Source organism: Nocardia sp. NPDC052001 (assembly GCF_040680615.1).
GTDB lineage: Bacteria > Actinomycetota > Actinomycetes > Mycobacteriales > Mycobacteriaceae > Nocardia.
In genome coordinates this window covers 560,452-582,038 of the sequence record NZ_JBFAXC010000004.1, presented here as the reverse complement: position 1 = coordinate 582,038, position 21,587 = coordinate 560,452, and the positions used below count along the sequence as shown (strand labels likewise).

Annotated in this window: 19 protein-coding genes; 12 read left to right on the top strand and 7 right to left on the bottom strand. The window is 66.2% G+C overall.

Annotation, left to right across the window (positions count from 1 at the left end):
- Positions 1–95: 95 nt before the first annotated feature.
- The 5 genes from nirD (at position 96) to AB0L82_RS22760 (ending at position 3,408) form a co-directional block, all read left to right on the top strand.
- Entirely contained in the window at positions 96–512 is a 417-nt protein-coding gene (gene nirD, locus AB0L82_RS22780; RefSeq protein ID WP_364639496.1) for a nitrite reductase small subunit NirD, read from the top strand.
- Positions 509–1,891 (top strand): uroporphyrinogen-III synthase, encoded by a 1,383-nt coding sequence (locus AB0L82_RS22775; protein WP_364639493.1) that lies wholly within the window; start codon positions 509–511, stop codon positions 1,889–1,891. The genes nirD and AB0L82_RS22775 overlap by 4 nt, the downstream gene beginning before the upstream one ends.
- Entirely contained in the window at positions 1,888–2,646 is a 759-nt protein-coding gene (locus AB0L82_RS22770; RefSeq protein WP_364639490.1) for a CbiX/SirB N-terminal domain-containing protein, read from the top strand. Before AB0L82_RS22775 ends, AB0L82_RS22770 begins: the two co-directional genes overlap by 4 nt.
- Positions 2,647–2,814: 168 nt before the next feature.
- On the top strand, positions 2,815–2,949 hold the full coding sequence (locus tag AB0L82_RS22765; protein ID WP_364639487.1) for a hypothetical protein: 135 nt from the start codon (positions 2,815–2,817) through the stop codon (positions 2,947–2,949).
- A 48-nt stretch (positions 2,950–2,997) separates the two neighbouring features.
- Entirely contained in the window at positions 2,998–3,408 is a 411-nt protein-coding gene (locus AB0L82_RS22760; protein WP_364639484.1) for a nuclear transport factor 2 family protein, read from the top strand.
- Positions 3,409–3,481: 73 nt separating this feature from the next.
- Here AB0L82_RS22760 and AB0L82_RS22755 read toward each other — a convergent pair whose 3' ends face one another.
- Positions 3,482–4,135, bottom strand: a complete 654-nt coding sequence (locus AB0L82_RS22755) for a TetR/AcrR family transcriptional regulator (protein ID WP_364639481.1) — start codon at positions 4,133–4,135, stop codon at positions 3,482–3,484.
- A gap of 206 nt (positions 4,136–4,341) precedes the next feature.
- Here AB0L82_RS22755 and AB0L82_RS22750 point away from each other — a divergent pair, with 206 nt between their 5' ends.
- The 5 genes from AB0L82_RS22750 to AB0L82_RS22730 are packed head-to-tail and all read left to right on the top strand — an operon-like array spanning position 4,342 to position 11,161.
- Positions 4,342–5,709 carry an NAD(P)-binding domain-containing protein gene (locus tag AB0L82_RS22750; RefSeq protein WP_364639478.1) on the top strand — a complete coding sequence of 456 codons (1,368 nt, stop codon included), beginning with the start codon at positions 4,342–4,344 and terminating at the stop codon, positions 5,707–5,709.
- Between the two features lie 16 nt (positions 5,710–5,725).
- Complete coding sequence (locus AB0L82_RS22745; protein WP_364639475.1) at positions 5,726–6,874, top strand: serine hydrolase domain-containing protein; 1,149 nt, start codon at positions 5,726–5,728, stop codon at positions 6,872–6,874.
- Between the two features lie 60 nt (positions 6,875–6,934).
- Positions 6,935–8,593 carry a class I adenylate-forming enzyme family protein gene (locus AB0L82_RS22740; RefSeq protein WP_364639472.1) on the top strand — a complete coding sequence of 553 codons (1,659 nt, stop codon included), beginning with the start codon at positions 6,935–6,937 and terminating at the stop codon, positions 8,591–8,593.
- Between the two features lie 6 nt (positions 8,594–8,599).
- Positions 8,600–10,351, top strand: coding sequence for an amidohydrolase family protein (locus tag AB0L82_RS22735; RefSeq protein WP_364639469.1), 1,752 nt, complete (start codon positions 8,600–8,602; stop codon positions 10,349–10,351).
- A gap of 30 nt (positions 10,352–10,381) precedes the next feature.
- The gene (locus AB0L82_RS22730) at positions 10,382–11,161 is read left to right on the top strand and encodes an SDR family NAD(P)-dependent oxidoreductase (RefSeq protein WP_364639467.1); all 780 of its coding nucleotides are present in this window, start codon (positions 10,382–10,384) and stop codon (positions 11,159–11,161) included.
- A 52-nt stretch (positions 11,162–11,213) separates the two neighbouring features.
- On the opposite strand, the gene AB0L82_RS22725 is transcribed toward AB0L82_RS22730, so the two are convergent.
- From AB0L82_RS22725 to AB0L82_RS22705, 5 genes are all read right to left on the bottom strand, one after another.
- Positions 11,214–11,429 (bottom strand): hypothetical protein, encoded by a 216-nt coding sequence (locus AB0L82_RS22725; protein ID WP_364639464.1) that lies wholly within the window; start codon positions 11,427–11,429, stop codon positions 11,214–11,216.
- 159 nt (positions 11,430–11,588) lie between these two features.
- Positions 11,589–12,323, bottom strand: coding sequence for a respiratory nitrate reductase subunit gamma (gene narI, locus AB0L82_RS22720; RefSeq protein WP_364639461.1), 735 nt, complete (start codon positions 12,321–12,323; stop codon positions 11,589–11,591).
- The gene (gene narJ / locus AB0L82_RS22715; protein ID WP_364639458.1) at positions 12,320–13,000 is read right to left on the bottom strand and encodes a nitrate reductase molybdenum cofactor assembly chaperone; all 681 of its coding nucleotides are present in this window, start codon (positions 12,998–13,000) and stop codon (positions 12,320–12,322) included. Before narJ ends, narI begins: the two co-directional genes overlap by 4 nt.
- Positions 12,997–14,679 (bottom strand): nitrate reductase subunit beta, encoded by a 1,683-nt coding sequence (gene narH, locus AB0L82_RS22710; protein ID WP_364640444.1) that lies wholly within the window; start codon positions 14,677–14,679, stop codon positions 12,997–12,999. The genes narJ and narH overlap by 4 nt, the downstream gene beginning before the upstream one ends.
- Positions 14,680–14,689: 10 nt before the next feature.
- A complete protein-coding gene (locus AB0L82_RS22705) occupies positions 14,690–18,394 on the bottom strand; it encodes a nitrate reductase subunit alpha (protein WP_364639455.1) in 3,705 nt (1,234 codons plus the stop codon).
- Positions 18,395–18,710: 316 nt separating this feature from the next.
- Between AB0L82_RS22705 and AB0L82_RS22700 the strand changes: the two genes are divergently transcribed.
- Positions 18,711–19,208: a YdeI/OmpD-associated family protein gene (locus tag AB0L82_RS22700; RefSeq protein WP_364640441.1), complete on the top strand. Its 498-nt coding sequence runs from the start codon at positions 18,711–18,713 to the stop codon at positions 19,206–19,208.
- Here the strand turns inward: AB0L82_RS22700 and AB0L82_RS22695 are convergent.
- Complete coding sequence (locus tag AB0L82_RS22695) at positions 19,168–20,784, bottom strand: FAD-dependent monooxygenase (RefSeq protein ID WP_364639452.1); 1,617 nt, start codon at positions 20,782–20,784, stop codon at positions 19,168–19,170. The two genes, AB0L82_RS22700 and AB0L82_RS22695, sit on opposite strands and share 41 nt — an antisense overlap.
- 31 nt (positions 20,785–20,815) lie before the next feature.
- Here AB0L82_RS22695 and AB0L82_RS22690 point away from each other — a divergent pair, with 31 nt between their 5' ends.
- Complete coding sequence (locus tag AB0L82_RS22690) at positions 20,816–21,553, top strand: TetR/AcrR family transcriptional regulator (RefSeq protein WP_364639449.1); 738 nt, start codon at positions 20,816–20,818, stop codon at positions 21,551–21,553.
- The last annotated feature ends 34 nt before the right edge of the window (positions 21,554–21,587 follow it).

Genomic DNA, 21,587 nt, shown 5'->3' with positions numbered 1-21,587 from the left:
GGCTCAGCCATCGCCACCTACGGGAAATGACCGCTTAACCGCCCGGAAACAGGACGTCCGTATCAATAGGTGAGGGCGTTCGGAGGAGAGTACCGATGACCACCGTGATCGACACACCAGGCACCGCGACCAGCCTCGCCGGCTGGACCCCGGCATGCCGACTCGATTATCTGATTCCCGGCCGCGGCGTTGCGGTATTGCTGAAGGGCGGCCGTCAGGCGGCGCTGTTCTTGACCACCGATGGCACGTTGTACGCCATCGGCAATATCGATCCGTTCGGCCGGGCGGCGGTCATGTCGCGCGGCATCGTGGGCGACCGCGGCGGGGTGCCCGTGGTGGCTTCGCCGCTGCTCAAGCAGGCGTTCTCGCTCGTCGATGGGCGCTGCCTGGATGATGAGGCGGTATCGGTGCCGGTGCACGCGGTGCGTGTGGTGGACGGTGTGGTCTCGGTGGCGACCGAGCCCATGCGTTTTCCCGGTGAGCCTGGAGCGTTCGACGGCGGTACGGCATGACCGAGGTCGACGCCGGCACCCCGCTGGCCGGATTCACTGTCGGCATCACGGCGGCGCGGCGGGCCGATGAGCTCGGTACGCTGCTCACCCGCCGGGGTGCGAATATTGTTTCCGCACCGGCGATTCGAATCATTCCGCTCGCCGATGACACCGAGCTGGAGCGGGTCACCCGCCAGCTGATCGCCGAACCGCCGCAGCTCACCGTCGCCACCACCGGGATCGGATTCCGGGGCTGGATGGAGGCCGCCGAGGGTTGGGGATTGGCCGAGGAACTGCGCGAAACCCTGGCCACCACCCGCATGCTGGCGCGCGGACCCAAGGCCAAGGGCGCGATTCGCGCCGCCGAACTGCGCGAGGAATGGTCGCCCGCGTCCGAATCCTCCGCCGAGGTGCTCGATCATCTGCTCGCCCAGGGCGTCGAGGGTATGCGGATCGCGGTGCAGCTGCACGGCGCGACCACCGAATGGGAGCCGGTCCCGGACTTCTGCGAGGTATTGCGCTGTGCCGGAGCCGATGTGGTGCCGGTGCCGGTCTACCGCTGGATTCCGCCCGAGGACCGCACCCCGATGGATCGCCTCATCGAGGGCATCGTCACCGGCGGCCTGGACTGCGTGACCTTCACCAGTGCGCCCGCCGTGGCCTCACTTCTGATGCGCGCCAAGGAAACCGGGCTGCTCGACGCCATCCTGCACGCCTTCCGGGGTCGTGTGCTGGCCGCGTGCGTCGGCCCGATCACCGCCGCGCCGCTGGAGGAACTCGGTGTCGCCACCACCATGCCCGGTCGCGCCCGGCTCGGCGCGCTGGCTCGCCATGTGGCGGAGGAACTTCCACGCCGTGCCAACCGCATCCAGGCGGCCGGTCACATCCTGAGCGTGCGCGGCGCATGCGTCGTGGTGGACGGCCAGGTGCGCCAATTGGCCCCGGCCCCAATGGCTCTCATGCGTTCGCTGGCCCGCCAGGCCGGTCGCGTGGTCTCCCGCGAGGATCTGCTCGCCGCCCTCCCCGGCGGCGGCGATGACACCCACGCCGTGGAAACCGCCATCGCCCGCCTGCGCGCGGGCCTGGGCACCCCCAAGGCCATTCAAACCGTCGTCAAGCGCGGCTACCGCCTCGCCCTGGACCCGGCCGAATGCATCGACAACCCGCGCCCGGTCCAGGCTCCGCCTCCGGCTTCCGCCGCGCGCTCACAATTCCCTTCCCAGGCAACGGGTTTCCCGCCTCGCCAGGACATCCCGGCGCGCGGCCCCGCCATCGCCCGTCCCACCGACTCCCCGATGAACGGCGCGGCGCACCCGGTCTTCCCGCCGCGTCCCGCCGTCACCGGCTCCGGCGCACCGGTCCGCCCGATCCGCCCCGCCCCCGTAGCGGAGGTCTGGTGAACACCCCGGCGCTGATTCTGGTGGCGCACGGCACCAGGAGTGCGCGCGGTGTGGAGATGATCGCGGCGCTGGCGGAAGCCGTGGCACGCGAGCTCGGGGCACAGACTGGTGCCGGTGCGCCGTTCGGGGGCGCATCGGCATCTTCCGAGGTGCCGCGGGTGCGGACGGCGTTCGTGGATGTGCTCGGGCCTTCGCCGTCCGAGGTGTTGTGCGACGTGGATGATGTTCCCGCCGTTGTGGTTCCGGCGTTCCTGGCGTCCGGTTATCACGTGTATCAGGATGTGCCGCGAGAGGTGGCCGCGAGTGCGCACGGCGCGGTCGCGGTCACCCGGGCCATGGGGCCGGATCCGGCCCTGGCCGCGGTGATGCGGATGCGGTTGCGGGCTGCCGGTTGGCGGCCCGGTGACGCGGTGGTGTTCGCGGCGGCCGGATCATCGGATGCGCGGGCGCGCCGGGATGTGCGGCGGGCGGCGGGACTGCTGGCCGAGCAGATCGCCGCGCCGGTGCGGGTGGCCTATATCGCCACCGGTGAGCCGAAGGTGCCCGAGGTGGTCGCCGAATTGCGGGCGGCGGGCGCACAGCGGGTTTTCATCGCGTCGTATCTGCTGGCGCACGGTCTTTTCCATGAGCGGCTGCATGGCGCGGGCGCGGACGGAGTGGCCGAGCCGATCGGTGTGCACCCCGCGATCGTGCGTTTGCTCATCGATCGCTATCGCATCGCGGCGGGCACATTGCGCACCGTTCGCGCCGCCTGACCGAATCGCCGAAATCTTCGATTGTTTGGCAGTTTTCGCAGTGCCATGGCAATGTGCCAGGAAATTCCATTTCGCTCGAAGGGTTTCCCGGTGAAGAAGCTGGTTGTCACTGTCGGTCTGATTGCAGGTTGTGCCGCAGGGTCTTTCGCCCCTGCCTCCGCTGTGCCGATGTACGACCCGTGGACGGCGTGCAAGGCCTCGGGCCTGAGCGATGAGGCGTGCAGCGCGCAGGTCAATGCCAATGATCCGGCTGTCACCCCGGGTGCGGGCTTCGGCTGGACGGGTTCCGCCGCCGCCCGCTGACCGGAATTCCCGGTCGACTATTGACTGCGGCGGGCACAGGATGGCGGCATGTCCGATGCCGAACATCCCGCCCGCCGTGCCGGTCTCGCCTCACAGGCCGCGGTGCGCGGTAAACGCAAGGCGGAGTGGCTGGCCCTGTTCGCGCCGGACGCGCGGGTCGAGGACCCCATCGGTATCTCCCCGTACGATCCCATCGGTGCGGGCCATTTCGGCCTCGATGCCATTGCCGCCTTCTGGGATATGGCCATCGCCCCCAGCGCCATCGACTTCCGGCTCACCGATTCCTATGCCTGCGGCGATGAGGTGGCGTTCATCGGAACCATTCGCAGCGAGCGCGCCGAGCGCGCCACCGAGGTGGACGGCGTCTTCACCTATCGCGTGAATTCGGCGGGGAAAATCATTGCGCTGCGCGCCTTCTGGGAATTGAAACAAGCCCGCACCACATTCATCGCGAACTGAGGCAACTGGGCATTTGCCAGTGCTCACCGCAGAGCATTTGCCGATCCACGCTGACCGGCATCGCCAATAGCCCTCAGGCCCCGGGTGTTTGCAGCGCCGGGAACCAGATATCGGTCAGCACCGTCGCGGCCTCCTCGGCCGAGACGTCGATCGTGCCCTGCATGGCCCAGCGCGTGAAGAACCGCTCCAGCTGCGCCACCAGCAATTCGATCCGCAGCCGCGCCTCATCCTGCTGCCCCTCGGGCCAGCGCGACAGATACGACGTCATCACATTCGGCACCGCGAGAATGCCCTCGCGCGCCACTTCCCGGAACTCGGGTTCCAGCGCCGTCGCCTCATCCCAGGCGGGCAGCAGATCCTTGTACTCCTGGAACCAGTCGATGGATCGCCGCATCCAGGCCGCGAACTCCTCGCGCGATCCGGTGTCGAGCACGTGGTCCAGATCCTCGTAGAAATGCTGCACGCTGGGCAGTGCGCCCTGGGCGGCGATGGCCCGCAATACATCCGGTTTGCCGGTGAAGTGCAGATAGAAGGTGGCGCGGCTGCATCCGACCGCCGCGGCGATGTCGTCCACTCGCACGGGTGCGTACCCCTGGGTGGTGAACAGCTGTTTGGCCGCGTCGATGAGCCTGCTGCGGGTGAGCCGTTTCTGCTCATCGCGCAGTGAGGTGCGCCGGGTGGTCACCCCCGCGACGGGTGCGGGGTCAGTGGCCGGTTCGGTCTGCATGGGTGCTGGCCGCCTTGGTTCGGGGTGAGCGAAAGGCGCCCGTGCGGCGGCCTTTTCCGATGCTCGAGTCTACGTCTGCCGGTGTTTCCCTCCCGATAATAGACGTTTGTAGATTCACTAGACACTATGTCTAGCGAATGCTAGCGTGTGTGTCACATCACGTCCGGCCGTGGAGTGTGACCTGCGGCCGAAGCCAGGAGAGTGCATTGGAAACACGCGAGTTGCCCAGGGTGTGCGTTATCGGCGCCGGCCCGTCCGGCATCACTGCCGCCAAGCGGCTTGCCGAGTACGGCATCCCCTTCGATTGCTATGAGGCCTCCGATCAGATCGGCGGCAATTGGTACTTCAAGAACCCGAACGGCATGTCGGCCTGCTATCAGAGCCTGCACATCGACACCTCCAAGTTCCGGCTGGCCTTCGAGGACTTTCCGGCCCCGGATGAGTGGCCGGACTTCCCGCACCACACCCAGCTGCATCAGTACTTCAAGGATTACGTCGAGCATTTCGGCTTCGGCGATCGAATCATCCTGAACACCAAGGTGATCTCGGCCAAGCGCGATGCCGAGGGCCTGTGGCAGATCAGCACCGATACCGGCCGCACCGAAACCTATGACGTGCTGCTGGTGTGCAACGGCCACCACTGGGATCCGCGTATGCCGGACTACCCGGGCGAATTCGACGGTGTGCTCATGCATTCACACGCCTACAACGATCCGTTCGATCCGATCGATATGCGCGGTAAGCGGATCGTGGTCGTGGGCATGGGCAATTCGGGGCTGGATATCGCCACCGAGCTGTCGCAGAAGTTCATCGCCTCGAAGTTCTTTCTGTCCGCCCGGCGCGGTGTCTGGGTACTGCCCAAGTATGTGAACGGCAAGGTCGGCGATAAGGCGTCGCTGCCGCCGTGGATGCCGAAGAAGCTGGGGCTCAAGCTGAAACAGCGCTTCGTGGTCAAGAATCGCGGCTATATGGAGGATTACGGCCTGCCCAAGCCGGATCATCTGCCGTTCGAGGCGCATCCGTCCGCGAGTGAGGAATTCCTGCACCGCGCCGGTTGCGGTGATATCGACTTCAAACCCGCCATCACCCGCCTGGACGGCAAGAACGTGCATTTCGCCGACGGCAGTGTGGAGGAGGTGGATGTGGTGTTGTGCGCCACCGGATATCACATCAGCTTCCCGTTCTTCTCCGATGCGGAACTGGTGCCCGATGCGCGCAATATGATTCCGCTGTACCGGCAGATGATCAAGCCGGGCATCGACAATCTCTTCTATCTCGGTCTGGCCCAGCCCATGCCGACGCTGGTGAACTTCGCCGAACAGCAGTCCAAGCTGGTCGCCGCCTATCTGACCGGCAATTACCGGCTGCCGTCCGAGGCCGAGATGACCGAGGCCATGCGGCTGGCCGAGGAGAAGCGCAGCGGCCAGTACTACGACTCGCCGCGGCACACCATTCAGATCGAATTCGAGCCCTATGTGCGCGATCTCCAGCGCGAGCTGGCGCGCGGTGCGAAACGCGCCGCGGCACGGGGTCATGAGCTACCGGTCCCGGCCCGCGCGGCCGTCCGAGTCTGAGGAAGGGCGGATCGGAATGAGCAACGTGGCTGGATTCTGCGCCGACGAATTCGCCGATGTCCGTACGGCTTTCACCGAACAGGTGGAGTCGGGGGCGGAATTGGGCGCGTCCCTGTGCGTCACGGTCGAGGGCGATACCGTCGTCGATCTGTGGGGCGGGTACGCGGACCCCGAGCGCACCCGGCGCTGGGGTGCGGACACCCTGGTGAACGCCTTCTCGGTCACCAAGACCATGACCGCGCTCAGCGCCCTGCTGCTGGTCGATCAGGGCGCGCTCGATGTGCACGAGAAGGTGGCGCGCTATTGGCCGGAGTTCGCGGCCAATGGCAAGGCCGATATCGAAGTGCGGCACCTGCTTTCGCACACCTCGGGCGTCTCGGGCTGGGAAGCCCCGATCGAGGTGCCCGATATCTACGAGCGGGAGTCGTCCACCGCGCGGCTGGCCGAACAGGAGCCGTGGTGGGAGCCGGGCACCGTCTCGGGCTATCACGCGCTCAACTACGGGCATCTGATCGGTGAGCTGATCCGCCGCATCGACGGCCGCACCCTGGGGAAGTTCTTCGCCGACGAGCTGGCCGGTCCGCTCGGCGCGGACTTCCATATCGGCGGGGCCGCACAGTATTCCGATCGCATCGCCACCCTGGTGCCGCCGGAGTATCCGGAGTTCGATCAATCGCTGCTGCCGCAGGACAGCGTCATGTACAAGACGCTGTTCCAGCCGCTGCTGGATTTCGAGATGTGCGGTACGCCGGAGTGGCGGGACGCCGAGATCGGCGGCGTGAACGGTCAGGGCAATGCCCGTTCGGTGGCGCGCATCCAGTCGCTGATCAGCAATGGCGGGGAGCTCAGCGGCCGGAAGTACCTGTCCGAGAAGACGATCGACCTCATCTTCGATGAGCAGACCGACGGTGTGGACTTGGCGATCCTGCTACCGCTGCGCTTCGGCATCGGTTACGGCCTGCCGCACGCGCAGACGGTGCCGAATGTCCCGGACGGCCGGGTGTGCTGGTGGGGCGGTCTCGGCGGCTCCATGGTCGTCAACGATCTCGATCACCGGGTGACCTTCGCGTACACCATGAATCGCATGGCCCCGGGCCTGATCGGCTCCGACCGCGCGGACGCCTACCTGAAGGCGGCCTTCGCCGCGGTGCGGGGCGGCGCGTGAGCGCGCGGAGAAACGGCAATATCGGTACGCGGACCCACCACATACTCGAGGATCTGATTCATGACCAAAGCTGTTGACCTCCAAGCGCTCGCGGCGCGGATCGCCGGTGGCCTGACCGGTCCCGGCGGCCCGTTCGAGATCACCGTGGAACCGGTGCTCGGCGCGACCATTCCGGTATTCCGCAATCGGCGGCGCTCCCTGCTGGAACTGCTGGAGGATTCGCGCGAACTCGGCGATCGCGACTACCTGGTCACCGCCGATTCCCGGCTGACCTACGCCCAGCACTACGAGGCGGCGGGCGCGCTCGCCGCCGCGCTGGCCGAGCGCTACGGCGTCGGCAAGGGCGACCGGGTCGGCATTCTGGCCGCCAATACCCCCGAATGGGTGCTGACCTTCTGGGCCGCACAGCGTTTGGGCGCGATCCCGGTCGGCTACAACGCCTGGTGGGCCCCGCAGGAGATCGCCTACGGTATCGGGCACACCGAGCCGAAGGTGGTGATCGCGGACGCCAAACGGGCCGCGCTACTGGCGGATTCGGGCGCACAGGTGCCCGTGATCACCATGGAGAACGACCTTCCGGCGCTGACGGCGGAATTCGCGGGGCAGTACCCGACCGCCGAAGTGGCCGAGGAGGATCCGGCCTGCATCCTCTACACCAGCGGCACCACCGGCCGTCCCAAGGGCGTGGTGCACTCACAGCGGAATATGGTGGCGGTCAGCGACTATCACCGTTTCACCGATGCGCTGGCGGCGGGCTTCCGCGGGCTGCAATGGGATGGTTCGCCGACGAATCGGCGCTACCTCAACACCTCGCCGCTGTTCCATATCGCGAGCCTGCACAATCTGGTGATTCCCCGGCTCACCACCGGTGACGCCGTCATCTTCCACAGCGGCGGTTTCGACGCCGAGAAGATTCTGGGGCTCATCGAATCCGAGCGCATCACCAATTGGGCGGCGGTGCCGACCATGGCCAGCCGACTGCTCGATGTCGATGTCGCGCAATACGATCTGTCCTCGCTGTCGGCGCTGTCGCTGAACACCGCGCCGTCCTCGCCCGCCCTGCATCAGCGGCTGCGCGAGCGGGTGCCGGTGGCCCAGGTCGCGCTGACCACCAGCTACGGCTGCACCGAGAGCGGTACCGCCGCCACCGTGGCGACCCCGCCGGATCTGATCGCGAATCCGGAGACCGTGGGGCGGCCCATCGTCGGCGTCGCCATCGAAATCCGTGATGCCGAAGGCAAAGTCGTGCCGGACGGTACCGAGGGCGAGATCTGCGTGCGCAGCCCGTACGTCATGCTCGGCTACTACAACGATCCGGCCGCCACCGCCGCGTCCATCGATGAGAATCGCTGGCTGCGCACCGGTGACTTCGGCTTCGTCTCCGAAGGCCGTTTGCAAATGGCCGGGCGGCGTTCGGATCTCATTCTGCGCGGTGGTGAGAACGTGTACCCCGCCGAGATCGAGAACGCCCTCGATGAGCATCCGCTGGTGCGCGAATCCGCGGTGCTCGGTGTGCCGCACGAGGATCTCGGGCAGGAGGTCGCGGCCATTATCGTTGTCGCGGACCCGGATTCGGTCACCGAGGATGAGCTGCGCGATCACGTGGCACAGCGGCTGGCGTACTTCAAGGTGCCCGCGCGCTGGCTCATCACCGCCGACGCCCTGCCGCGCAATGCGACCGGCAAGGTGCTGCGCCGCGAACTATCGCTGGGGGAGTGAATCACCGTGTACGACACCATCATCAAGGGCGGTCGCTGGTTCGACGGCACCGGCGCGCCCTCGGCCATCCGTGATATCGGCATCAGCGGCGGCCGGATCGCCGTGGTCAGTGCCACCCCGCTGGACGAAACCGATTGCGCGCGAGTAATAGACGCCGCCGGGCAGTGGGTCATTCCGGGCATGGTCGATATCCACACCCACTATGACGTGGAGGTGCTGCTGGATCCGACGCTGTCGGAATCGCTGCGGCACGGCGTCACCACGATTCTGCTCGGGTCGTGCTCGCTCTCGACCGTGCACGTGAACGGTTCCGACGCCGGTGACCTGTTCGGCCGGGTGGAGGCCATTCCGCGCAAACACGTGGTGGCCGCCGTCGACGGGCTCAAGACCTGGAACAGCGCGCACAGCTATGTTGCGGCGCTGGAAGCGCTGCCGCTGGGCGCGAATCTGGCCGCATTCATCGGTCATTCGGATATCCGGTCGGCGCAGATGGGTTTGGAGCGGGCCACCAGTCCCGATGTCACGCCCACCGAATCCGAGTTGCGGGCCATGGAGCACAAGCTGTCCGAGGCCCTCGACGCCGGATTCGTCGGCATGTCGTCACAGCAGCTGCTGTTCGACAAGCTCGACGGTGAGGTGTGCCGCTCGCGCACGCTGCCCTCCACCTACGCCAAGCCGAGGGAACGGCGACGGCTGAATCGCATTCTGCGCGAACGCAAGCGGGCGCTCCAGGGCGGTCCCGATGTGGCCCGCCCGCAGAGCCTGGTCGCCATGGCGGTGAGCAGTCTCGGCATCTTCCGGCCGAATCTGAAGGTCAGCCTGCTCTCGGCCGCCGATATCAAGGCGATCCCCGGTGTGGTGAAGGTCTTCCCGCTCATCGGCAAGATCCTGAACCGGCTCGGCGGCGATTTCCGCTGGCAGCATCTGCCGGTGCCGTTCGAGGTCTACTCGGACGGCATCGACCTGCCGGTGTTCGAGGAATTCGGTTCCGGCGCGGCCGCCTTACACCTGTCCAATCAGATCGACGAGCGGCGCGAGCTGCTCGCCGATGAGAACTACCGGCGCTGGTTCCGCAAGGATTACGACAAGAAGTGGGGTCCGCGGGTCTGGCATCGGGACTTCTTCGATGCCGAGATCACCGAATGCCCGGACGCGAGCGTGATCGGCAAGACCTTCGGTCAGGTCGGCGTGGATCGCGGCGGCGTGCATCCGGTGGACGCCTTCCTGGATCTGGTGGTGGAGTACGGCCCCAAGGTGCGCTGGCGCACCACCATCTCCAATCACCGGCCGGAGGTGCTCGATCAGCTCGCCGCGGATCCCAGTGTGCAACTGGGCTTTTCCGATGCGGGCGCGCACCTGCGCAATATGGCCTTCTACAACTTCGGCCTGCGCCTGCTGCGCCGGGTCAATCGGGCGCAGCAGGCCGGGCAGCCGTTCATGACCCTGGAGCACGCCGTGCACCGCGTCACGGGCGAGCTGGCGGACTGGTACGACCTGGACGCGGGGCACCTGCGCGTCGGTGATCGTGCCGATGTGGTGATCATCAATCCGGCGCACCTGGACGAGAGCCTGGACGCGTACGCGGAGAACCCGATTCCCGAGTACGACAACCTCTCTCGCATGGTCAATCGCAATGACGACACCGTCACCGCGGTCCTGGTGAACGGCGAGCACGTCTTCGGGCTGGGCGAGAAATCCCCGGCCCTCGGTAAACAGCGCACCGGGCAGTTCCTGCGCGCCGGTCGGCGCGGGCAGTAGCGCATCAATGAGCAGATCAGGGAATTCACAATGAGCACAGCACGATTCGGTGGCAAGACCGCCGTGGTGACGGGCGCGGCCTCCGGTATCGGTTCGGCCATCGCCACCGCACTGGTGGCCGAAGGCGCGTCGGTGGTCGGCCTCGATATCGATGAGGCCGGTTTGCAGAAGAAGGCCGCCGAACTCGGCGACGCCTTCGTCCCCGCCGTGGCCGATGTGACGGTGGAGGCGCAGATCGCCGCCGGAATCGCCATTGCCGCGACGCGTTTCGGCCGTCTCGACGCGGCCTTCAACGTGGCGGGTGGCTCCCGCATCGGCGCGGTCACCGATCTCGACGAATCCGATTGGGACTTCACCGTCGATCTGGTGCAGAAGAGCGTGTTCCTCTGCACCAAACACGAGGCCCGTCTGATGCGCGAGTCCGGCGGCGGTGCCATCGTGAACATCTCGTCATTGGACGGCCGCGTGCCCATGCCCGGCGGCAGCGCCTATTCCACGGGTAAGGCCGGTGTGGTGATGTTCAGCAAGAACGCCGCATTGGAGTTGGCCCAGTACGGAATTCGAGTGAACTCGGTGCTGCCGGGCCTCGTCGACACCCCGCTGGTGGCCGCGGTCATGGGGTACGAACCGGCGAAACAGATGTTCCTGGACCGTATTCCGCTGGGTGCCGCGGCGACCGCGGAACAGGTCGCCGCACCGTGTCTGTTCCTGGCCAGTGCCGACGCCTCGTACATCACCGGTACCGAACTGGTGGTGGACGGCGGCTGGGAAATCAGCAATTTCCCGAACCTGGCCAAACTGGCCGGGTAATTACGACTACTCCTGCCGGTCATCAGAATTTCTGGTGACCGGCAGTTGTGTTTCAATCCTTGGCGAGACCGTCCGGGCCGAGGCTGGCCGCGTCCAGACCCAGCATCTGCAGCAGGTAATCGCAATCGGCCGCGTCCAGTGCGTGACCGGCGACCGTATGCCTGGCCTGTGCGTTCTGCTTGGCGCAGGCCGCCTTCTCCGCGGCGCGTGCCGCACCGAACTCACCCTGCGCATCGCGCAGGTTGGTGGTCTGGTTGATCAGGGTCATAGAAGTCTTCCCAGGCCGTGTCGGGTTGCCGTATCCGAATGAATCGGGTCAACACCGTCTATTCCTTACCCTACTTGGTGGCCGGAGTTATAGAAATGAGATCGCCCGGAAACGCGTTTGTCGCTTGTCACAAGGCAGGTCGACGGGGGTTTTCGCGAACTAGCGCGGCGGCAGCGATGAGGTTTCCCAGGCGCGGGCGAAGCGGCGTTTGTCGGCCGCGTTGGTCTCCTTGCTGCGGTAGACCACGTACGGGCGGGTGAGGTAGCCGATCGGGGCGCTGAACATGTGCACCAGGCGGGTGTACGGCCAGATGCCGATCAGGGTCAGCACGATCAGCCCGTGCGCCTGGAAGGTCCAGGGCGTGCCGACCATGAGATCGGGCTGGGGATGGATGGAGAACAGGCTGCGGAACCACGGGGAGACGGTCTCGCGGTAGTTGTAGGTGCCCCACAGCAGGTTGCTGCCGACCGTGTTCAGCAGACCGGTGATGAGCGCCCCGGCGAGCAGGACGTACATGACCTGATCGTTGCGGGTGGTGGCCTTGCGCACGGCGGTCACGGTGAGCCGCCGATACAGCAGGATGGCGATGCCGGCGATCACCGCGATGCCCGCGACCGTGCCCGCCGAGACCGCCACCACGTGATACAGGTGCTCGGAGATGCCGACCGCATCGGTCCAGGACTCGGGGATGAGCACACCCAGCACGTGCCCGCCGATCACGCCGAGCATGCCGAAGTGGAACAGCGGACTGCCCAGGCGCAGCAGCCGGGATTCGTAGACCTGCGAGGAGCGGGTGGTCCAGCCGAACTGGTCATTGCGGTAGCGCCACAGATGGCCCAGGGCGAAGGAGGTGAAGGCGACGTAGGGGAGCGTCAGCCAGAGGGCGGGGGTCATCGGCGGGCTTCCGATCCGGCGAAGGCCAGGGGGTCCATGGCGAAGGGTTCCAGGCCGACCTCTTCCTCGGGCGGACCCTGGGCGGCGAGTTCGGCGATGCGGCGGCGATCGGCGGTGGTGACCGGCGGCAGCGTGCAGGTGACGGCGGTCAGGATGCCCGCGTACGGAGATCCGCTGTCGGACAGCGAAAGTCGCAGCAGTTCCAGCACCGGGACGTGTTCGCCGAGCAGGCGTTCACCGCCGATGGGGTCCACGGTGGCGGCGAATTCCAGCAGTACCGGGAGATGGTCCGGGAGTTCCTGATCGCCGAGTTCCACCCCAGCCTGACGGTAGGCGTGCTTGAAACGCAGCAGGGCCATACCGCGTTTGCGGGTGTCACCGTAGGCGTAGAAGGTCAGGTGCAGGCTGGCGCGGCGGCGCATATCGAAGGTTTCGACATACTGCTGGGCCAGTGCGATGGGGGAGGTGGTGCGCAGGTGATCGAGGAAGCCCTCCAGGTGTGGGCGCACCGTGGTCGGCAATTCGGCTGTGGCGCCGGTCAATTCGTCGAGCATGGCGAGGGTGCGCTCATGTGGATAGTCCAGCAGCAGCGCCGCCAGCCGCCACACCAGATGGCGGTCCCGCTCGGAGAGCGCGACCACGGGTTCGGGGCGGCGGCGCAGTTTCAGCAGGCTCATCGGCTCGCACCCGTCGTAATCGGTTCGGGCAGATCATCGCCGGGAGGAGTGTCGCCGTTCGTGCCGTCGCCGTTCGTGCCGTTGGCGTTGCCGTTGCGGGTGGGCAGTAGGCCGTTCGCGCTCTTGCCGTCCCAGTTCAGCAGGTTGACCCGGGTCGACTTCTCCTCCGGTGCGGCGCCATTGGTGTCGGTGAGATGGAACTTCTCGGCCATCACATCGAACGCCGTCATTCCCGGCCCGCCGTCGGTGTCGAGCGAACACCCGGTGGCGAGCGAATCCAGTTCGTGCGCCCGCGATGTCGCGCCGTTGGGGATCACATAGCGGTGCTCGTATTTGGCGATGGCGAGTAGCCGGTACATGGCCTCGATCTCCTCGGGTTCGAGGTGCACCGAATCCGGGATCGCCATATCGGGTTCCTGCCCGAGATTGATCGACCGCATGAACGCGCGCATGCCCGCCAGTCGTTGCAGTGCGTCGCGGACCGGGCCGATCTCACCCGCGGTGAACAATTCGGCGAGGTATTCCAAGGGAATTCGCAATGCGTCGATCGCGCCGAACAGGTTCGAGGCGTTCTCACCGTCATGTCCGGTCTCGGACAGCACATCCACCACCGGTGACAGCGGCGGCACGTACCAGACCATCGGCATGGTGCGGTATTCCGGATGCAGCGGCAGTGCGATCTTGTAGTCGACGATGAGCTGGTAGACCGGCGAATCCTGCGCCGCCTGAATCCAATCCGGGGAGATGCCGGCGGCCTCGGCCTCGGCGATCACGCGCGGATCATGCGGATTGAGGAACACCCCGAGCTGCGCCGGATACAGATCCTTGTCCTCGGTCACCGAACAGGCGTCGAGTACGGCGTCCGCGTCGTAGAGCATGACGCCGATGTACCGCAGCCGTCCCACACAGGTTTCCGAGCACACCGTCGGAATGCCGACCTCCACGCGCGGATAGCAGAAGGTGCACTTCTCCGCCTTGCCCGTCTTGTGGTTGAAGTAGATCTTCTTGTACGGGCAGCTGCTCACGCACTGCCGCCAGCCGCGGCACTTGTCCTGATCGACCAGGACGATGCCGTCCTCGGACCGCTTGTAGATGGCCCCCGACGGGCAGGCCGCCGCACAGGACGGGTTCAGGCAGTGTTCGCAGATGCGCGGCAGGTAGAACATGAAGGTCTGCTCGAATTCGAGCTTCACCTGTTCGGAGAGCTTGGCCAGCAGCGGGTCCTTACCGACCTGCTCCGGGCCGGAACCGAGCGAGTCATCCCAGTTCGCGCCCCAGGTCACATCCGTATTCTCGCCCGTAATAAGGGATTTGGGCCGCGCCACCGGCGTGGTGTCCATCTGCGGTGCGGACAGCAGAGTGTCGTAGTCGTAGCTCCACGGGTCGTAGTAATCCGACACGGTGGGCAGATCCGGGTTCGCGAAGATATTGAGCAGCCGCTTCATCCGGGACCCGGATTTGAGGGTGAGACGGCCCTTCTTGTTCAGGGTCCACCCGCCCTTCCACTTCTCCTGATCCTCGTATCGGCGCGGATACCCCTGTCCCGGACGGGTTTCCACATTGTTGAACCACACGTACTCGGTGCCCGCGCGATTGGTCCACGCCTGTTTGCAGGTGACCGAGCAGGTGTGACAGCCGATGCATTTGTCGAGGTTCATCACCATCGCCAGCTGTGCCATGACGCGCATATCAGTACTCCACTTCTTGGCTGCGCTTGCGGATGGTGGTGACCTCATCGCGCTGATTTCCGGTGGGGCCGTGGTAGTTCAGCGCGAAGGACTGCTGGGCGTAGCCGCCGATGAGGTGCGAGGGCTTGATCATGATGCGGGTGAGCGCGTTGTGGATACCGCCGCGCTTGCCCCGGCCCTTGAATTCCCGTGCGCCCTCGGCATTCTCGGCCGGTCCCTCGATACGCGGCACATTCACCGCGCGGTCCTGGGCGTGATACATGAATACGGTGCCCTCGGGCATGCGGTGCGAGACGATGGCGCGGGCGACGACCACGCCGTTGCGGTTGACGGCCTCGATCCAATCATTGTCGGCGACACCGATTTTGGCGGCGTCTACCTCGGACATCCAGATGGCCTGCCCGCCGCGCGAGAGCGTCAGCATATGCAGGTTGTCCTGATAGGCCGAGTGGATGGACCATTTGGAGTGCGGTGTCAGATACCGCACGGTGACGCCATTCTCGGTCACCCTGCCGATGCCGGGCTCACTGAACAGCGCCGTCATATCCAATGGCGGGCGGTAGATCGGCAACTGTTCGCCGAGTTCGATCATCCAGTCGTGGTCGAGATAGAAGTGCTGCCGCCCGGTGAGGGTGTGCCAGGGCTTGAGCCGCTCGGTATTGATGGTGAACGGCGAGTACCTGCGCCCCCCGGTCTCGCTGCCGGACCATTCCGGTGAGGTGATGACCGGCACCGGCCGAGCCTGGGTGTCCGCGAACGTGATTCGCTTACCCTCGTGTTCGGCGGCCAGATCGGCCAGTTGGGTGCCGGTGCGCTTCTCCAGTTCGTGGAAGCCCTCCACCGCGAGCCTGCCGTTGGTGGTGCCGGACAGCGCCAGAATGGCCTCGGCGGCATGGATATCCTTGGCCAGGGACGGACGCCCCTGTGCCACACCGGAAACCACGGTGCCGTTCATGCCCTTCAGGTACTCGACCTCGGCGTCGGGAACCGTCGTGACGCCCTTGGTGGTGAGGCCCATGCGCTCCACGAGTGGACCGAGCGCCGCCATCTTCTCCGCGACATTCGGGTAATCCCGTTCGACCACCACGATTTTGGGCATGGTGACGCCGGGAATCGGCTCACATTCGCCCTTCTTCCAATCCAGTACCCGGCCACCGGCCTGTGCCAGTGCATCGGCGCTGTCATGCTGGAGCGGTACCGCGACGATGTCCTTGCGCACGCCCAGATGTTTTTCCGCCAGCCAGGAGAAGCCGCGCGCGATGCGGTGGAACGCCTCGAAATCGGTGCGCGCCTCCCACGGCGGCGAGATGGCGGGGGTGAAGGCGTGCACGAACGGGTGCATATCGGTGGAGGACAGATCATGCTTCTCGTACCAGGTGGCGGCGGGCAGCACGATATCGGAGAACAGCGTGGTGCTGGTCATCCGGAAGTCAAGGGAGAGCAGCAGATCAAGCTTTCCGGTGGGAGCTTCCTCGCGCCATTCCAGTTCCTGCGGGCGCACCCCGGTGGCCTCGGCGGTCTGGAGATTCGAATCCGCGCCCAGCAGGTGTTTGTGGAAGTACTCGTTGCCCTTACCCGAGGAACCCAGCAGATTCGCGCGCCAGACCGTCAGCACGCGCGGGAAGTTCTCCGGTGCGTCCGGGTCCTCGCAGGCGAAGCGCAGATCACCGGATTTGAGGCCGTCGACCACGTAGTCGGCGGCGGATTTTCCCGCGGCCTCGGCCTCATCGGCCAGGTCCAGGGGATTGCGATTGAGCGTCGGATAGGACGGCATCCAGCCCAAACGTGCAGCGAGCGCGATATTGTCGGCCGCCGTGCGCCCGGAGAAGGTGCCCTTGCCCAGCGGAGACGCGAACGCTTCGGAGGTGAACGGGTCGTACCGCCACTGGTCATTGGTGAGGTACCAGAACACGGTGCCCTGCATCTGGCGCGGCGGGCGTTGCCAGTCCGAGGCGAAAGCCAGTGTGGACCAACCGGTTACGGGTCGGCACTTCTCCTGGCCGACGTAATGCGCCCAGCCGCCGCCGTTCACGCCCTGGCAGCCGGTGAGCAGTGTCAAAGTGAAGAAGGCGCGGTAGATCTGATCGCTGTGGAACCAGTGGTTGGTGCCCGCGCCCATCAGGATCATCGAGCGCCCGCCGGAACGGTCCGCGTTATCGGCGAATTCGCGTGCGATGCGCTCGGCCTGTTTGGCGGGGACGCCGGTGATGGTCTCCTGCCAGGCGGGGGTGTACGGCTCGCTCGGATCGTCATAGCCGGTCGGCCAGCTGCCGGGCAGGCCGGGGCGGGCGACGCCGTACTGCGCCAGCAGTAGATCGAACACCGTCGTCACCCGCTTACCCGCGATGACGGTGGTCGGCACGCCGCGGGTGAGGACCTCCGCTGACGGCCCGTCGAATCGCGGGAACTGCACGGCCGCAGCGTCATCGGTGCGGCCGTGCAGGGTCAGCAGGGGATCGATATCCCCGAGATCGAGGTTCCACTTGCCCTTGCCCGCCTCGGTGAAGCGGTGGCCCAGGGAACCATTGGGCACCCGCGGATTACCGTCCGCGTCCAGCAGCACCGGCTGGAATTCGACGCTCTCCCCGGTGATTCCGAGATCGGCGGCGGTCAGGAATTTACCGGGCACCGCGACGCCGTCCTTATCGTCCAGCGCGATGAGGTACGGCAGGTCGGTATAGCGCTTGATGTAGTCGTCGAAACGCTCGGTTCGCTTGTCCACGAAGAACTCTCGCAGCACCACGTGACCCATGGCCATGGCGAGCGCGGCATCGGTGCCGGGGCGTGCGGGCACCCATTCGTCGGCGAATTTGGTGTTGTCGGCGTAGTCGGGGGACACCACCACGACCTTCTGGCCGCGATAGCGCGCCTCGGTCATATAGTGCGCGTCCGGGGTGCGGGTGACCGGGACATTGGAGCCCCACATGATCAGGTATCCGGCATCGAACCAGTCCGCGGATTCGGGTACATCGGTCTGATCGCCGAACACCTGCGGGGACGCCACCGGCAGATCGGCGTACCAGTCGTAGAACGAGAGCATGGAACCGCCGATGAGCGAAATGAACCGCGCCCCAACCGCATGCGAGACCATCGACATGGCCGGAATGGGGGAGAAGCCCGCCACCCGGTCCGGGCCGTACTTCTTGATGGTGTGCACATGCGCGGCGGCGGCGATCTCGGCGGCCTCCCACCATTCGGCGCGCACGAAGCCGCCCTTACCGCGCGCGGACTTGTAGGTCTTGGCGGTCTCCGGGTCCTCGACAATGGACTCCCACGCCAGCACCGGATCCTTCAGCCGCGTCTTGGCATCGCGGTACAGCTCCAGCAGCACCCCGCGCACGTACGGATACCGAATGCGCGCGGGCGAATACGTGTACCAGGAGAAGGACGCACCACGCGGGCAGCCGCGCGGCTCGTACTCCGGCTTGTCCGCGCCGACCGACGGGTAGTCCGTCTGCTGCGACTCCCAGGTGATCACGCCGTCCTTGACGTAGATCTTCCACGAGCACGATCCGGTGCAGTTCACACCGTGCGTGGACCGCACCACCTTGTCATGCGACCACCGATCCCGATAGAACTCGTCGGCATCGCGTCCACCCACCTGATGCAGGGTGCGCAAATCGCCGGAGACCTCACCGCGCTGGAAGTATTTACCCAATCGGAGCAGTGCATCGCCGGACGAAGTTCCGGTGTGCGGGTTAGCCATGACGCCCCTATCGAGAGTGAAGAACCGGGCTGCTGGCTCGACTGTAAAGAGGTGCGGGCGGGTGGCAAAACGGTTGTCTCACAATGCGCTGACCCCCATTGTGAGCTGTGAGGTCGGCGCAACGTGGTGGTCACTGGCGGGTTGCGACGTGAGGGGATGTGATCCACCCCCACCTGCGGAAATGTCCTTGTGGAGGGTAAATAGCCGCGCTACACAAGGGTTTTCGGGCGCTCGCGGTGATACTTCGGAAACGGCCGGTTCTCTCGCGGTTTACATTTGTTAACACAAGTTCGAAGCGAAATCCGATTGCTATTGGATCGCTGGTGAATATCCCGCGTACTCGCGAGCGCCTCGAATAGCATGCGCTCATGCACCGATTCGAGGGCGTGATCCACGAAGCCACCGGCGGCGGCGCGTATATCCCCATTCCCGCCGACGTTATCGCGGCGCTCGGCGGTGGGGGCCGTATCCCGTCCGCGCCACCTTCGACGGCATCGCGTACACCGGATCGATCATGTCCATGGGGGACGGGCCGTGCCTGGGGATTCTCAAGGGCATTCGGGCCGAGCTGGGCAAGGCACCGGGCGATACGGTGACCGTGACGGTGCGGCGCGATACCGCCGAACGGACCGTCGAGGTGCCCGACGACCTGGCCGCCGCGCTCGCGGACGCGGGCGTGCGGGACGCCTTCGACGGACTGTCCTATACGAATAGGCGGGAGCTGGCCACCGGGGTCGCCGAGGCCAAGCGGCCGGAGACGCGGGCCAAGCGCATTACGAAGGCAGTCGATGCCGCGCGCGAGCGCGGTCGATGAGTTCCAGGGTGGTGCGCAGTGCCGCCGCCGGATCGGCGGGCAATTCCGGTGCGCGCCACGCGACTATCTGATCGGGACGGATGAGCAGTGCGCCCGATGCGGTGAGACCCGCTGTCACGCAGTAGTTTTCGTCGATCTCGTAGCTGTCGATGCCCGCCCGCGCGGCTGCCGCGCGCCATGCGCCGCCCGCCGGTCCGGTGAGCAGGACGTACTCGTTGCCGATCAGATCGAGCGTCGATCGGCCCGGGTTCGCGAACGCGTGCGGCATACGCGTGCCGGGCTGGCCGCTCGTATCCAGCCGCGTCATGGTGTGCGCGCTCGCGTCGTCGATGAACGCGCCTGCGGGATAACGGTTTCCGAGAATCAGCGCGATCGGATCGGCCAGCGGGGTGCCATCGGTCGACTCCCTGGTCATGGTGCGCAGACTGAGGGTGCGAATGCTCGATTGATCGGCGATGAACCAGCCGACGGGATGCCGCTCGGAGTGATAGGTGTCCAGTAGCGCCGGATCGGCGCTGCCCCGCAGGACGCGTGCCAGCTTCCACGCGAGGTTGTGCGCGTCCTCGATACCGGTATTCGCTCCGGCCGCCGCGAAGGGTGGCATGACGTGCGCCGCGTCCCCCGCCAGGAAAACCCGCCCGGAGCGGAACGTGTCCGCTACGAACATTCCGGGCTCCCAGGGCAATACGCTCAGCACCTCGATATCGATATCGGGTACGCCGATGGCGACCCGCAGGGCTTCCGGCCAGTCCCGCGCCGGCCGGTCGACGCCGACGCCGCTGGTGAAAATCCATCGCCGAGTGCCGTCGACGGAGGCGAAAGCCCCTGGCACGCGGTCATTCTCGATCTGACAGAGATTGAACTCGCGCCCGCGCACCAGCTCGCCCAGATCGGCCCGGAAGTACACGTTCACCGCGCTGCCGAGCGTGCCGCGCCCGCCGCGGGTGATCCCGAGCCGCTCCCGGATCGGGCTGTTCGCGCCGTCCGCGGCGATCAGATAGTCGGCGTCGAGGGTGTCCATCGCGCCCCCGGCGGTGCGCACGATCGCACGAATGCCGGGACCGCCATCCCGTGGCGCGCTCGGTAGATCATTCGTGTGCGCGGTGTCGCCCCGGCCGTGGTGTTCACGGAAGTCCATGAGTTCCACGCCGAACCGGATATCGGCCCCGCGCGCCTCGGCGATTTCCCGCAATACCGGTTCGAGCAGATCCTGTGCGCACAGGCACGCCCCCGCCGGGGTGATCGCGTCCCAATCCGGCATCCCGCCGGGAAACATCACCGGTAGCCGCTCGGCCTCGGCGAGCGTCGGCCCCGCCGCCATCGCCTGATGATTCGCCAGGTCCCGTGCCGCGTCGAAGACCTGGTCGGCGATCCCGAGCTGGCGGAACAGCTCCATCGTCCGGAGATTTATGCGCCGCGCCTTCGGCTGGGGAGAGGTGGTGGCCCGCCGCTCGACCAGTGTCACCTCGACCTCGTGCTGCCGCAGGAACAGTGCGGCGCACAGCCCGACCAATCCGCCGCCGATAATCAGAACCCGGGGTGCGTGTACGCCGTACATCATGTGTACGTTGTACACGAATGGTTGAATTCGTCGCAAGGAGGTGACCGTGACCGACGACCAATCCCCACCCGGCCAACTGATCTGGACGCTGCCCGAACCCCCGGGGCGACCGACTACCACGCTGAGCCGTGCCGATATCCTGCGCGCCGCGCTGACCATCGCCGACGCCGAAGGCGCGGCCGCGCTGACCATGCGCCGAGTGGCCACCGCCGTCGGCGCGTCCACCCCCATGTCCCTCTACCGTTACGTCGGCAGCAAAGACGGCCTGGTGGACCTCATGATCGATACGGTCTACGCCGAAATCCCGCTGCCCCCAACGACTTCCCATTGGCGCGTGACCCTGGAACGGCTATCCCTGGACACCTGGGCCGTCATCCAGCGCCACCTCTGGTTCGGTCACCTGGTGCACACCCGCCCCCCTTTCGGCCCGAACGCCCTGCGCTACTTCGACTTCCGCTTCGCCCTGCTGGAATCGCTCGGCATCTCCGCCGATGACATGACCCGCATCACCAATGCGATCGACGGGCATCTGATCGGCACCGCGCTGCAACTGGCCGAGGAAATGCGCATGCGCACCCGCACCGGCCTGCACACCGACGCCCAACTCGACGCGGTCGCCACCCCGTTCCTGCAACCCACCCTCGCGACGGGCGAGTATCCGGCCTTCGCCCGCTGGCGCGACAACCGCACCCTCGCGGACTTGATCGATACCGAAGGCCCGGTGGCCTGGACGCTGGCCGCACTGCTGGACGGAATCACCGATCGGCTCGATCTCCCGAAATAGTTATGACGCAGGACATCTGACGAATAGCGGATAC

Coding starts and splice junctions, on each gene's coding strand:
- nirD (WP_364639496.1), top strand. CDS start 96: ATGACCACCGTGATCGACACACCAGGCACCGCGACCAGCCTCGCCGGC.
- AB0L82_RS22775 (WP_364639493.1), top strand. CDS start 509: ATGACCGAGGTCGACGCCGGCACCCCGCTGGCCGGATTCACTGTCGGC.
- AB0L82_RS22765 (WP_364639487.1), top strand. CDS start 2,815: ATGTACGACCCGTGGACGGCGTGCAAGGCCTCGGGCCTGAGCGATGAG.
- AB0L82_RS22760 (WP_364639484.1), top strand. CDS start 2,998: ATGTCCGATGCCGAACATCCCGCCCGCCGTGCCGGTCTCGCCTCACAG.
- AB0L82_RS22755 (WP_364639481.1), bottom strand. CDS start 4,135: ATGCAGACCGAACCGGCCACTGACCCCGCACCCGTCGCGGGGGTGACC.
- AB0L82_RS22745 (WP_364639475.1), top strand. CDS start 5,726: ATGAGCAACGTGGCTGGATTCTGCGCCGACGAATTCGCCGATGTCCGT.
- AB0L82_RS22740 (WP_364639472.1), top strand. CDS start 6,935: ATGACCAAAGCTGTTGACCTCCAAGCGCTCGCGGCGCGGATCGCCGGT.
- AB0L82_RS22730 (WP_364639467.1), top strand. CDS start 10,382: ATGAGCACAGCACGATTCGGTGGCAAGACCGCCGTGGTGACGGGCGCG.
- AB0L82_RS22725 (WP_364639464.1), bottom strand. CDS start 11,429: ATGACCCTGATCAACCAGACCACCAACCTGCGCGATGCGCAGGGTGAG.
- narI (WP_364639461.1), bottom strand. CDS start 12,323: ATGACCCCCGCCCTCTGGCTGACGCTCCCCTACGTCGCCTTCACCTCC.
- narJ (WP_364639458.1), bottom strand. CDS start 13,000: ATGAGCCTGCTGAAACTGCGCCGCCGCCCCGAACCCGTGGTCGCGCTC.
- narH (WP_364640444.1), bottom strand. CDS start 14,679: ATGGCACAGCTGGCGATGGTGATGAACCTCGACAAATGCATCGGCTGT.
- AB0L82_RS22705 (WP_364639455.1), bottom strand. CDS start 18,394: ATGGCTAACCCGCACACCGGAACTTCGTCCGGCGATGCACTGCTCCGA.